The organism is Pseudoalteromonas maricaloris, assembly GCF_024746855.1.
In the GTDB taxonomy this organism is placed as follows: Bacteria; Pseudomonadota; Gammaproteobacteria; order Enterobacterales; family Alteromonadaceae; genus Pseudoalteromonas; species Pseudoalteromonas maricaloris.
Genome location: NZ_CP024626.1, coordinates 1 through 15,046, shown reverse-complemented (window position 1 = coordinate 15,046; position 15,046 = coordinate 1). Strand labels below are relative to the sequence as shown.

Annotated in this window: 6 protein-coding genes; all 6 read right to left on the bottom strand. The window is 38.7% G+C overall.

Translation table 11 applies throughout. The features are described from left to right. Window positions 1-5: 5 nt before the first annotated feature. Entirely contained in the window at window positions 6-6,293 is a 6,288-nt protein-coding gene (locus tag CTT31_RS18145) for a non-ribosomal peptide synthetase (protein ID WP_260492691.1), read from the bottom strand. Continuing rightward, on the bottom strand, window positions 6,290-7,996 hold the full coding sequence (locus CTT31_RS18140; RefSeq protein ID WP_260492690.1) for a cyclic peptide export ABC transporter: 1,707 nt from the start codon (window positions 7,994-7,996) through the stop codon (window positions 6,290-6,292). The genes CTT31_RS18145 and CTT31_RS18140 overlap by 4 nt, the downstream gene beginning before the upstream one ends. 11 nt (window positions 7,997-8,007) lie before the next feature. Further along, window positions 8,008-10,449, bottom strand: a complete 2,442-nt coding sequence (locus tag CTT31_RS18135) for a penicillin acylase family protein (RefSeq protein ID WP_260492689.1) — start codon at window positions 10,447-10,449, stop codon at window positions 8,008-8,010. Between the two features lie 111 nt (window positions 10,450-10,560). Further along, window positions 10,561-11,616, bottom strand: coding sequence for a fatty acid desaturase family protein (locus tag CTT31_RS18130; protein WP_130127679.1), 1,056 nt, complete (start codon window positions 11,614-11,616; stop codon window positions 10,561-10,563). Window positions 11,617-11,864: 248 nt separating this feature from the next. After that, a complete protein-coding gene (locus CTT31_RS18125; RefSeq protein ID WP_211856486.1) occupies window positions 11,865-12,674 on the bottom strand; it encodes a sulfotransferase in 810 nt (269 codons plus the stop codon). A gap of 1,794 nt (window positions 12,675-14,468) precedes the next feature. Beyond that, the gene (locus CTT31_RS18115) at window positions 14,469-14,936 is read right to left on the bottom strand and encodes a hypothetical protein (protein ID WP_039496664.1); all 468 of its coding nucleotides are present in this window, start codon (window positions 14,934-14,936) and stop codon (window positions 14,469-14,471) included. Window positions 14,937-15,046: the final 110 nt, after the last annotated feature.

Here is a 15,046-nt window from a genome sequence, read left to right as displayed (position 1 = left end):
TTCTGTTAGATCACAGTTATACTGCTATATTCGCTCGCGTCACTCGTCAAATTTTGATAGAAAGTACGTTCATCTAATAGCGAGGCTATCGTTGTTATCCGACTATCAGCCAAAAAATCTGCTACCGAAAACTCGATAAAGTCAAAGTGCTGATTAATCTTTCGTACTAACCTAACCACATGCATAGAATTTCCACCCAGCGAGTAAAAGTCTGTTTCTACGCATACATTTTTATTGATTCCATCAAGTTCACTGCACCATAGAGAAACAAGTATTTTCTGAGTCTTTCCTTGAGCCAAAGTTGGTTCAACAATCATTTGCCTGCTGAAGCTTGGTAACGCCTTAATATCAATTTTTCCGTTACTGGTAAGCGGCATCTCATCGAAAACCTCAAATCTAGAAGGGACTAAATAGTCGGGCAGTATTTTTAGTAGCGCATTTCGTATATCAACAAGAGAAGCTATTTCGTTTAGCACTAAATATGCAGCAAGCTCTTGCTCTCGCCCGTTATCAAATGCACAAACGAAAGCTTGGTTAACCTCTGGCAATGAACACAGCGCCCCTTGAACCTCTGTTGGCTCAACTAAAGTCCCTCTAATTTTAATTTGGTTGTCAATTCGGCCTATATAATTCAGACGACCCGAGCCGTCTAAACGAACCAAATCTCCAGTCAAATAAAAGCGCTTCCCTTGATATGGATGCTGTTGACAAACAAAAAAACGTGTTGCAGATAACTCAGGTAAGTTGTGATAATCGTTTGTAACACTGACACCGCTGATTACTAGTTCTCCGATAGCTCCCATGGGTAATAATCGATTATTTTCGTCAACTACAGCATGGATATAATTGCTTAAACTTTTCCCTAAGGCTAAGCGGCATCGTTCACTAGCCTGACTGTCGACTCTGTTTATACAGGACCAAATTGTTGCCTCTGTTGGTCCATAGCAATTGAATAATGTACCACTTCGCTCAGACAGTAATTGCTGCAAATGTGTATCTAGAGCCTCACCACCTGTTAATAGAGTTAAACGCTTACCTCCTTGCCAGCCTGATTCTATCATTTGCCGCCACCTTGATGGGGTAGCTTGAATAACATCGACTTCATGTTGTTCGATATACTCTTTTAATAATAAAGGGTCAGCAGCTTGCTCATCACTAACGAGTACACAACGATCTGCTCTAATTAGAGGCGCTAGCCATTCTAGAAGTGAAATATCAAAAGAATTAGTAGTTAAGGCCAACCAAGTTTTCGCATTACCTAAGTCTAACGCCAATAACATTGCGTTTAAAAAGTTGTTTAAAGCACCGTAGTGTATCGGCACCCCTTTGGGGCTTCCTGTCGAGCCCGACGTATATAAAATATAGGCCGTTGCATCTGGATGAAGTTGACGGATTGGCAGCGCTTTTGTTGTTGAAGCGACTAAATCATAATTCTCAATATCAAGCACTTGTATCAAAGTCGAACACGACAACTTGCTCGCTCGAACTTCATCTTTGGTAATAATATGACTAATGCCACTGTCTTTAATAATGTAAGCTAATCGCGTGTCATTAAAATTTATTGGCAAAGGAACAAATGTTACCCCCAGTAGCATCGTGGCAAGCATACTACATTGCAACACTTGACCACGCGGTAACATAATCCCAACCACATCTCCTTGATTGACACCAGCCGCTAAAATTGACTTTGCAAAGCGGGTGCACAGCTCACCCACTTGCTTATATGACATCACATCCTTTCCCATTACGAACGCTATACTTGTCGAATCAAAATTTTGATAAATTGCTGCAAGGAAGTTTTTCTCAGCATTTTGTACACGACTGCTTTTGTTCCACTGGACCAGTTTGCTTGAATCTAATCTGCTAAGTAAGTTTAACTCGTGTAGGCTGGCTTCTGGGGTTGACACAAAGGTATTTAGCAACAGTTCAAAACTATTCTGCCATTGCTTGATTGTAGTGCTATCGAATATAGCTTGGTTGTATAACCAACTAAGTTCTAACCCATCCGACATGGTGTTTACATGAAGTTCTAGATCATACTTCACAGCACTATGTTCATGCACTAATCGTTCACTGCATACTTCCCGTAATGTCATATTATCGAAACTATATTCTTGATAATTAAACATGATCTGAAATATAGGTGCATAGCTCGAATCATGAGCCGTGGCTAATTGTTCAACTAATTGCTCAAACGGTGTCGACTGGTGAGGTAAAGCGTCGAAAAGTTCAGACTGTATAGAGCTCATCCAATTCACAAGTGACTCATTGTGCTTAGCCTGAACTCGGATTGGCAGCATATTAATAAATACACCGTACACTTTTTGCAAGCTAGTATGCTCTCTACCTAGCACAGGAATACCGATAATAATATCTTGCTGGCGGCTGTATACCATCAGCAGATAACTATACAAACTAAACAGTATGCTAGAAAGAGTCAGCTTGTGCTGTTCACACAGTTTGATCAACTGTTTAGTTGTTTGGTCATCGACAAATGTACGCGAGCATCGTCCATCAATGCGAGTATTATTTAATCTTGGATTATCCAAGGGCAACCCATGTAAATTTGGCGCCCCTTCAAGCTTAGTTTGCCAAAAATCTATATCAATTTGATGCTTATTTTCGTTTTGCCACGTCGCAAAATCGCCATACTCTGGCGCTTCTAGCGGTAAATCACAATCACGCCTATTGCCACTAAGATTGCAGTCATAAATATCAGACAACTCTTTAAGCAAGAGATTAATCGAATAGCCATCCAACGCAATATGATGAGAGGAAAGAAATAGGTAACTAGTACTAGCATCTTCTGTGAACAGATGGGCCCGCAACATGGTATCTGACTCTAAGTCAAACTTGCTATTTAACCTCTGGGCATAAAGATCATTTAGGACATCTTTCATATCGCCTGCGGGCAGTTTATCAACAACGAACTCAACGGAAGCATTATGTCTTACCAACTGATAAGGCAACTCATGATCTAGATGATAAGTCGTTCTCAATATTGCATTATTCTTAACCACATCTGCAAGTGCTTGTCTTAGTTTTGCAACGTTGAGAGCACCTGATAACCTATAGGAAATCACCATGTTATTCATCGTTTGATTACCAGCCATTTGCTCAGTGAACCAAATACGTTTTTGAGCCAACGAAAGTGGAGCGCGGTTTGAGTCAATGCGCTTGATTACAACTTGATGCTTTTTGACGCAGTTTTGTTGAAGAAGTGTTGACTGCTTTGGCAAAGTATCATGCGAAAACAATTGTACAAGTGTAAATTGTGTCGCAAAAGTCTCATTGATTAAAGCCAACATTCTCATTGCCAACAGCGAGCTACCACCTAATTCAAATAAGCTCTGATCAATAGGAATTGATTGGACACCTAACAAATCTTGCCATAGAGTCAACAACATCCGTTCGACTTCGTTTTTGGCAACAAACGCCTCAGTTAAACTTTCTACTTTAATATCAGGTAATTTGGTTTTATCTATTTTACCATTTTTGTTCAGCGGAAACTCTGCTAAAAAACAAAAATGTTGAGGCACCATATACATTGGCAATATTTTACTAATATGCTCAAATAGCAACTTATTATCAATAGGTTGTGCTGCGCAGTAATAAGCTACCAAAAACTTATGCTCTGATTGAACTTTAGCAACGACAAGCGCATCATTAATACTGGGATATTGAGTCAATACAGTTGAAATTTCATTAGTCTCTATTCTAAAACCGTTCAGTTTGATCTGCTCATCGATTCTGCCAACATAATGCAAAATACCGTCATCATCCAATCGCACGAGGTCACCAGTGCGATACCATTTCATAGATTCATTGTCGCTTGCTTTAAGAAAAAGAAACCTTTCATCTGTTAATTGAGAAAGGTTTCGGTAACCTCTGGCTACGCCACTACCTCCAAGGTAAAGTTCTCCTATATGTCCAACAGGTAGCTCCTTCCCTCTCTGATCTAATATAAGGGCACAACTACCACTAATGACTTTACCAATGGCGGGGGAAATGTGTACCTTTTCGGTATAAGCCATACAAGTTGAATATGTTGTATCCTCAGAGGGCCCATACAAATTTCGCACAGTCTGACTTGAGTTTTGTTCGAAGATATCGTTTACAAGAGCCATTGGCAATGGCTCCCCTGCAAGATTTATAGCAACGACAGATTTAGGGATATTTCTGTGCTCCAACCATACTTTCATCGCGGAGGGAACGGTGTTTATCATAGACACCACAGGACACGTACTCATCGCTTCCAGCGCGTTTTCGACTACATATATACAATTTCCCGACGACAAAGGGACGAACAACTCAAATGCAGATAAATCGAAACTTAACGAAGTACTTGCAAGGACACAACGAAGCTCACTCTTGCTAAACTCTTCTAAAGACCAATTAATCAAAGCCATTAAGTTCTTATGACAGATCTCCACCCCTTTTGGTATACCAGTCGAACCAGACGTATAAATTAAGTAAGCAAGATCGTTAGGTGAATAAGTTAAATTAAGATTCTCTCCATTCAATTCAACGACCTTTTCCGAACTTAACTCAACAATTTGATAATTAGACAAACGCGGAAAAGTAACTTGCTCACTCACAGCGACATGTTTCAAGCCACTGTCGTTAACAATTGACGCAAGACGATGCTCTGGAATTGAAGGGTCAAGAGCAACATAAGCAGCCCCTAGTTTAAAAATAGCCAATAAAATTGCGGGTAAGTCCTTATCTCTCGTTAAAGAAACACCGACTATATCTGCGCAAACCACTCCACTGTTTTGTAATACTCTTGCGTATTGATTAGCCTTTATATTCAACTCAACAAAGCTTACTTCATGTTGACTATCAAGTACGGCTATCTTATCTGGGGTCTGTAAAACTTGGTGTTCAAAAGCGCTAATAATTGAGTCTTGCCCTAACTTATTTGGCAAAAGTGAAGGTGTTGAAAGGTGACTTAACAACGCCCGCTCTTGTTCACCAAAAGTATCAAGCCTGTCAATTGATATAACAGGGTTGACTAATACCTGCTCCAATATTTTAACAATGCCGTCAAGTACACGCCTTGCTGCCAATTGCGAGAGCCATTTTAAGCTGTGATCGAGTTGCAACTCAACATAGTCGGTTGCACCGTATTCCCAAACATTGAGCATCGCTGGTGTTTGTTCGTGACTGTGTGACCAATACACAAGATCAGCTGTTTGCCCTTCGATTTCTATATCACTATCCAGATGCAGAAAATTAAATGCAACATCATACAAAGGTGCTCTCTGTGCGGAACGACTAATACAACTATAAATGTCGCCAATAGGAAATTTTGTATGACGAAAATTTCGCTTTATTTGCGATGATATCTCCACCGCGATTGACTTAAAACTATTCGTACCATCTAGGTTTAATCGTAAAGGGCTCATACTAGTAAAAACACCTAGTTTAGACTTTTGTTTATGACCACTACGATTATGAACGGGAACACCTATCGTTAATTCTTTTTTTCGATATGACAATATCCAATATAGTGCGTAAGCTGAAAGTAACAATTGCGGGAAAGCGATGTTTAATTCGGCTGCTGCCTTTTTCAATGCAACAACTTTTTCTTTCGGTAAAACGCTAATTTCCCTACGACTTGGAATGCAGTCCTCGCCTTCATAAGACACATTCAAATCTGGCGAAAAAAGTGGCTCAGTAGATAAATCCTTAAGGTTTTCTTGCCAATATGCTTTATCGTTTTGGTATTTCGTACTACTTACATATGACTTATCCAGTTCGACGATATCAGGCCAGCTGATTTCCAACTCAGGTGCACTTTTGCCAGCCAAGTCTTGATTATAATAAACACCAATCAACCTAGCGAGATTTGCAAATCCCCAGCCGTCGACCGCTATATGGTGAGCTAATGATACATAACGGTAATGTCGCTTGGCCATTTTTATCAAGAAAGAACGAAACAAAGGTTCGTCATGGATTTCAAATGGTGTTTGAAACTGTTTATCTAACCATAAATCAATTTCGCTCTCAGACTTATCACTAAAATCTACTATCGGTAAACTCGTATCACGCACTTTAGTTAAATATTGCCCTAAACCGCTTTCTTCTGACAGAATACGTATGCCAAACGCGTCGTGATTTCGTACCATCTGAGCATGCGCTCGTTGCACACGCTTTGGGTCTATATTTTTAAAACGAATAAAGCCACCAATATTATACAATGGGTTGGCAGGATATCTAAGCTGGGCAAAGTAAATATCTCGTTGGGTTGAAGTCAAGGCTATTTTATTTGGGATCATATGGGTGTTCACACAAATTCCTCTTGTTTTTCTTCTGGCGCCTCGGTAGGAATAGTCACACTGGACTCGTCTCTGCGCAGCCCCCTTTCCATTACAATGACCTGATCGGCAAGGTCGAAGTATCTATCATCGTGACTTATTACTATCACGGCTTTTCCAGCCTCTCTTAATTCCTTTAGCAATTCATAATAAAAAAAGTGTTTAAAGTCAGGGTCCTGATCCGCCGCCCACTCATCAAACAGATACAAATCCTTTTCTTCTAAATAAGCCACTAGGAGTGCTAATCTTTTTCTTTGTCCATCCGATAGCTTAAGTGTAGAAAAGCGGCCATTTTCTATTGTCACTTTGTCTTGCAGCTTTAATTTGGTTAAATACTTCTGTACTTTGTCTTCATCTAATTTGTTACCTAAGCCATGCAGGCTTTGAAATAGGTAATAGTCTGAATAAATAGATGAAATACATTGCCGGTAACTATTAATATTATCTTTTGTTACTTCGACATCATCAAAGCTAATGCTGCCCGCTGTTGGTAAATAGTGCATGGTAAGCATTTTGCCTAATGTAGATTTCCCCGAACCATTACCACCCACGATAAAAGTAACCTGCCCTTTCTTGAGTTGAAGTGAAACAGGTCCAACAGAGAATGATGTATCCTCTTCCTGACTAGGATAAATAAAACGCAAGTTTTCAACTGTAATTGACTGCCAAGGTTTTATCGGCTCGACTGACTCATTAAACGCTTCTTCTGCTAATAGCTTTCGTAAATGTGTTATTTTTCGCAATGAAACTTTTGCCATAGACAACTCTGGAAAAGTATTTAAAATCGACCCGACAGGGCCGGTAACATATAACATTGCCATTATGACGCCAATCAGCTCTTCGCTACTAATATCACTGTAATTAACAAATACGAACGTAATGACTCCAATAACAAAAAAGCCAATAAGGTCACCATAGTTCATCGCGCTACGAACAATTGCCAAAGCTGTCTTTTGTGTTTTAATCAAGCCAGACTCTGCATCATTTAACTCAACTTGATGATAATGCTCTTTTCGACTTGTATTGAGCTTTAATTCCTTAGCGCCATAAATTAAGCCTCGAATGCCCTCATGCAAATCATCAACCCTCTCTCTGGCTTTGATAAAGTAATTACGCCCAATTAACATTGGAATTTGATAAGTTAATGCACCAAATAGAATAGCCGCCAACACAAAACCAAAGGCTTCAGCATTTAATAGCAACAAAAAACTCAGCATACTAACAATAGTAACCATTGAAATAATCAAATCAGGCAACACTTTCACGCCTCTCATTATGTCTTCAACGTCCTTAGTGATTGTCGCTAGCAGCTTAGGCGAACCAACATTTTCTAAATTAATTAACGAAGCTTTTGCTATATTTTGATAAATGTCTTTGCGCAGATCAGAAGTCACATCAAGCGCTAACCTTGTTAACGTTATTTGGGAAAATGTTCTAGCAAAAAATATAAATAAGCAAATAATCAAGAACGCAGTGGCAAAACTCTGGTTAGCTACTTCAATACCGAATACGATAGCATTAGCTGTATCTTCGGCAACAAAACGACTATCTCCAGTGATACTGTTTAACACTATAGGGATAAGCAAGCTGTACGCAACACCAGCTAATGAACCAAAAACTATCGCAGCAAACAGTTTGTTTGGCGACCTATGGATAAATGCATCAAATAATTTCATTAACTAGGCCTTTATTTATTTTTGGGTAATAAACTTAACTTTTGATTTTTGCTTACTAACAACCAAGGAAGAGTTGCATATTCTAGATTATTAAAAGGCTCAACCATGTCATCATAATGTTTACTCAAAATATTGCCGGACTGCCCAGTACTATTCATAAACCAGTGTTCCCCGCTCGCACCACCCAATGATATTATCTGTCTAAAACCTGCACCAAAGCTTTGCTCATAGCCTTGAGATGGTTGATAAGATGCATTAGCAACATTTACACTATTCACACTGCCACCATTATTGATACTTCGCTCGAAAATCCCTTTAAGTAACTTTATTTGGCTAATTGGCTGGTGCTGGTAAACCGTTTTATGCAACTCCCCCCAAATCCAACCTTCCATATCATCTCCTGCCAGTTTGGTAAGCTCTTCGATAGCGCTATCCAAAGACGAAAGTAACACGCCATTACAATTTGAATGACTACTAGAGTTAGGTCCATCACACCAATGTTCTTGTCCTGTGCTAAGCATGTCCAACATTTGACTAATTGTTAGGTTACCTATGATCCTGCCTAAAAACATGTCAAGTTCTAGCTTATTGTATGGCGCTTGAAGATCTTCAAGCAATAAAGTCTGACGAAGATGATCAAGCCAGACGGTCACTATTGTCGGCGCTACGTGTGATTTAGTCATATTGCCGTCCCAATTTTTAATCACTTCTATTGCCTGGCATTGAGTGGTGGTTTCGCAGTGAACCTCTTTCAATAATGGCAGTATTGATGCTACAGCCAAATCTTTTATATCACCCTGAATCGTCGCATTGTCTATCATCGTCACCTTACTATTAGACTCTAACTTATTCGCTAGCAATTCACTAATTCGCTCAGCTCGAGCTGTTGGTGCCCATTTGGCACTGATAAAATAAGGGTAATCGTCACTAAAGGCTTTATCATTGGCTGATACGATGTACCCTGAATGAGGATCCTTAATTTCAGGTAACTGCTTTCTAGGTATAAAGCCTTGCCATTGAAACCTATCATCCCAACCGATAGATGGCAGTAACCCTTTACCTGTTTTACGTACCGGTATTTTACCTGCTGCGACAAGCCCTATTAGGCCATCGTTATCTGCATACAATAGATTTAACGCTGGAGCGACTAAACTATTTGCAGAGCTTTTAAAGTCGTCCCAGTCATTCGCATAATTCAACTCATAGAATGCTTGAAAACTCGTGTCATCAGGATCAAGAGCAGTCCAACGTAAAGCAACAGGGTTTTCGATCAAGCCATATACATCACTTATTATTGGGCCATTACGCGTACTTCTTACTTTTACTTTTAAGGGCTTAAGTGGTTTATTCATCGCAGCAGGAAAGTCTTGCTTCACTGAGATCAACTCAGTTCTTTCGGAAATGGCTTGCCACTTTCCATTGACTAAGTACTGTTCCGGATTATGAACGTTAACTTGTTCCACAAAAAGGTCTTGAACATCAGCTCCTAAATTAGTGCCTCCCCAAGCAATGTGCGTATTTTGTCCAAACAAAATCACGGGAAGCCCTACTAAAGCCGCACCTTTTGCATTAATTTCTTCTCCCTTTATGTTGGCAAAAAACCAGTACGATGGGATCTGTAATCCTAGGTGTGGATCATTTGCTAGTATGGTAGCTCCGTTACTGCTTGCTTTCCCACTGACAGCCCACGCATTACTTCCTACAAATTTTCCACCTAGTTGTAGTTGCATGTTCTGTTTATTAAAAAGCTCATTTGCTAACGCTAAATAGCCACTTTCGATCGAAAAACTAGCTACCTCTGTCGGCGAAGTCTCCCCTTTGAGGTCGGGATAAATAAAATGTAGTTTGTCATTATCAAGTACTTGAGATGCAGCATAGTGCTCCAACTCATCGAGGTAGTTCCCCCCTAAATTTAGTGCAAAAACCTTTATCCATGCTAACGAATCAACTTCTTTCCAATATTGAGGCTGAATGTCAAACATCATAAATTCTGAAGGTAACGCATCTGATTCATCAATCCAAGCATTCACACCATTAGCATATGAGGTTAAAGCTATTTTTGCATCAGGTGATAAGCTGTCAAAAGCGGCTTCTGCTGCGGAATATAGACCCAAACTACGCATAAAAACATCTTGCTCAACCATACTTTTGCCAAACACTTCACTTAAACGGCCGCCTGCCATACGTTTTTGTATTTCAAGTTGCCATAATCGCTCTTGAGCTTGCAAATATCCCATAGTAAAAAAAGCATCTTTATCTGAGTTAGCTTCTATAAAAACAACGCCCCAGTCATCCCTCAATACTTCTACCGGAGCTTCTATACCAGACACTTCAAAACTGCCGTCTGTCTTTGGTAAACTACTAAGAGCAATAAAGCCTAGCCAAGTTAAGAATGCGACTAACGGCAATAGAATAAGAAAAATAAATCGACTAAGTAATGGTTTTTTTAACACTATAAATGTTCCTATAAAAAGAAGTAATCAACTAACTTCTATTCAATGTTTAGACTATATATTTCCATGTTCTACATAGCATTTTTTTGGTTAAGCACTGAAACTAATCATTTAACTAGCCTGCTTTTGAATTAAATACGTACAAAATGATTCACTATCAGGGTTTGTTTTTTGCCAATCTCTATATTTGATTATAAATGAAATTAAGCTCTCTTCTTTGTCATTACGCCACGTAAAAATTCCGCCACACATATCATTCCAATTACGATAGGCTTCTTCATTTAATAACGCTTGATGGGCTGCTTTGTATTTATAGCAGGGAATATTAGGCGCTAAATGATGGATAAGATGATACCTGTCTCCGTGCCTTCCAATTATAAAGTTTTCTAGCCAAGTTCCATTTCGATTACGAGTTAAAAACAAACTCTCTTTTTCTAATTCCGGCAGCGGATAATGTTCTGCTAGCTCTGCCAGCCAGCCGATCGTTATTCCAGCGGTAAACATAGGCACAAGCCAAAACAAAATAAACTCAGTGATAACTCCAAAATATACAATTAAGGACGCCAATACGGCCCAATAAACGAAGAAGGCCCAGCGCTCTCGAACCGCTTCACGTTTTGTTTTATCTGACTGACCGGTCATATCAAAAAAGATTCTATCCTTAAATATGTATTTGATGTACTGAATGGATCTATACCCAATCATAGACAGTAAAATATTTTTGATAATAAACCAATGAACTGGCTGAGAATTATCATATAGCCCACAGCTAATATGAAACTCAAAGTCAGGATCTTCTTGTCTATCTCCTAGGTGACTGTGGTGCTTCATGTGAGAACATTTGTATGGAACAGCCATATGAAATACTAAATAACTAGAGAGGTAAGTGCCACCAATATGATTGAGTATTTTGTTTTCTGCGAATGTATTATGTGAGGTTTCATGCAACAAATTTGCGAAAACTCGATGCACAGAACCAATCAATATCACAGCCAGTGGATAAAATATGTAAGAAACTACAACACACACATATATAGAAACAGCAACTATTAAACAATTAAAAAGAATTATTAATAGACAACTATAATTGTCACGTTTGAGTTTTGATATCTTCCTCAGTGTTTCTCTGGATATTTTCATATCCAGAGATGAATTGGCATTACTCATAAATATCCTTGAATCTAATGTAATAATTTTTATTTTTGCAAAATATTTATCTTTAAAAAGCTGTATTAGAATACAGCCTTACGCTAATTGATTAGACAGAAGTGAGTATCTTATAATAACTCAGCTTAAAAACTTTAAAGGCTCACGACGCTACTATGTCAGTGATAGAACCAAATAAGTGCTCCTCTTTAACATCGGAAGAATCTCACGCATGAGATGTTTTTTAGTGTTCACTATTTAGACATTCCTTATAGAATCTTGTAGTTAAAATGCTCCAATAAGAAAGAGTAACAATCAAAAATGCTACTTAAATGTGAGATTTCCGCTGATGATAGTCGGTTGATTTGTATATCATTTTTATTGACTATTTGATTGGTCATATAGTCTTTCACCTGAACTTTTGCATACGGATCAATACTCTCAGCTACTCCTTCAGGTAACTCCAACACCCTAGATAGAATTATTGGGTCTTCGCAAAAATTCTCATAAGTAACCAACGGGATATTGAGTGAAGTAACGAGTTCTAAAATGGTCATACTTCTTTTCAACCATGCTGCTGCCATGACCGAAAGTATCTCCAGCCTTTCGTTTTGAGAAAGCTCATCCGCTTCATGATGACGATACAGAGTACTCGCGCAATTTGCATAAGGGTCTCGGTTATTTGCCAAAAATGAACAAGAATCAAATTGACTAGCAAGCGTTTTTATCCTCACCATATTGGACGGGCTCTTTTCAACTACAACTTTTACACTTGGATTTTGAGCTTTTGTTTTTTGATATTGATTTAACCAAACAGATTTGACAGATGCATAATCTATAACCTTATTGCTATTCCATCTATCATCCTCACATAGGCCAGGAACAAGCCATTGACCTTCACCACTTTCATGCAAAAGCATCGTTTTATTGCTCGTATTTAAAATTTCTGCCAAAGCAGTACTACCCGAATAAGGCGGTGTAATTATAAAAAGAAAGTGAGGTTCATGCCCTTTTGTGTATTCGGCCATTGGCCAATGTAACTTTGGACTATCAATTATAATATCGTCGGTATAATCCACTTACTATTCCTTATTAATTAATAAGCAAAAAAAATAACTGTGCACGATTAAATAGCTACAAATAAGCTTGTAAAAACTATTAATATCAAACAAATAGGCATAACGTTAAACTACTTGCACCATTGCTTGAATTTTCTGGTCAACTCCAGCCGAACACTTTTCTTAAAACATTTTCATACTCAGCGTGTGGCTGATCATTATTAGCTGACTACAGTCTCTCTAAATTGTAATGTCTCACCTAGTCAGCAACATCATTTTTTATGTATTCGTGAGTTGATTGAAAAAATTTTAGAAACCACGCTTGTTTTAAGCTACCAAAGAACTTTTCAGCAACAGCGCTATCACAACGAGCCCCCATGCTTGCTCGCATACCAAATTGCTTTAGCAACTTACGGTATCGCTTATTCGTATAGTCAGAATTAAGCATTAAATCCTAGACTGTCTTTCTCAAGTTAAAAGCCTAAATCACGTCTTTTATAACTAAACCAGTCATCATGCCTGCCAACAGTTCGACGATAATATAAATTCATTCCAACAGCAAGGTACATCCAACTTTCACTTGTCTTTAGTAGAGTAAAAAACCAAACGTAGTCGAACTATTTCTCACTCGGTGCTCCTTTAATGATAGCTAACAGCCAAAGCGACATAATTTTAACGTGAAGTAACAATATTTCTGGCTTCATACCTCATATACAGATTTGTTTCAGATGAACAACCACATGACTCATATGTCGGGACTACCCACTAATTGCAATAGTAAGCAGTCCTAATACGTTTCCATTATCGGATTTACCATCAACTACCCATGTTTTAGGTTGGTTAGGTCTCGCCACCTTATCTACTTCATCATTAAGAATCTTATATAGCAACGGTATTCTCAACTTAACCATTGGGCTAGTTTTCAAAAATCAATTCGGTCAATCCTTCTCTCTGTAGTAGTTGACCAATTCCACACAGTAAATTAAGTTTTTCTTCTGCTACAGCTGGAGCTTGAATCTCGTTATAAAACTATGCGACCTTCCCAGTTGTAATAGTTCACCAAGTAAATGCTAACATCTTGCTCACCTTATTTAAATGCAACATAGCTCCTCTAAGCTTGCCTCTTTGTTAATATGCTCTATCTAATAGCATCTGGCTTTTCTGAAATCGCCCACCCGACAACTCGCTTCGCGTATAAATCAATGTCTACTGCAATATCTCCACACCACATTTGATTTGGATTTTGCAGATCGAACTCTCGATTTAACAGGTTTGATATATCAGAACGTTCATTCAGCGCTACTTTATTAGTGTGTGCTCCTGTTCTTTTTTGACACAAGTTGCACATCACGCGTTACCCGCCTGACCTTAATTAAACCAGCATCAATATCTAAATCCGCAAGCATTACTGAAAGTTTACGACTATCCGCAAAGCCTCGACTGAGGTTGAAGCAAGTATCTAGTTGTGCTCTAAGTTCAATCTCTTTGACGTTGATTCTGGTTTTAACCTCTTGAATCTCTTGAATCTCTTGTTGCTCGGGAGCAAAACTTTGTACTTAGGCGTTTCACCGTCGCGTTCAAGCCTAAGTTGTTGTCTCAGCACTTTAAAACGATTTCACCTACATCCAAAAAGTGACATGCATCTCGGAGAAAGTAGCCTTTATCCAAAAATAAACAAGCTGCTTCAAGTTTAACTTCTTTACTAAATGTTCGACACTTTTTTGCCATCCGATACCTTTAGTCGAATGCTAATGATATCCTCTAAAATAGTGTCCAAGTTCATTGAACTACAACAAAGTGTAAAAGGGCTGCTGCTTATTCATGATATTTACGAATTACAGCAACCTTGTCATCTTCAATTTCTAGCACTTCCATCATGGTTTGGCTATACTCAATTGGCCGTTTGGTTTCAGGGTGGATACCTTTCGCATAGTTTTTGTATCTAATTGCTATCGCTGAGCTGTTGAATACAAATACATCTAAGAGTTCGGCACTGTAATTCGTGTGCGCACCTAAATAAAACATCATGCCTTTTCGCTTAAGAGCTTTTCCATTCGGTTGCCGTGAATCGTCAGTTACCCAAGGTAAATGAGAATGACCCACATCATCTGTCAGTAACGCTAAGTAAGCCTCAATTTCTTTCTCGCTCGCTGTTGGTGCTTGAGTAGCGGTCATTTTATCAAAATACTGCTGTGCGAAATCTTTCAAATTAAGTTGTGATTCTTGAGCGGAGCATGTTGCAACAAATGCGAATGAAAGTATTATTGCGAGAGTTGCTTTCATTGTGTGATTCCTTCTTCTTGAAAATGTTAGATGATAGCTCCCTCTACTATGGACTTGTATATAAAATTTTCAATACATTATAAAATAATTTTTGTACTTTAATTGCAGCG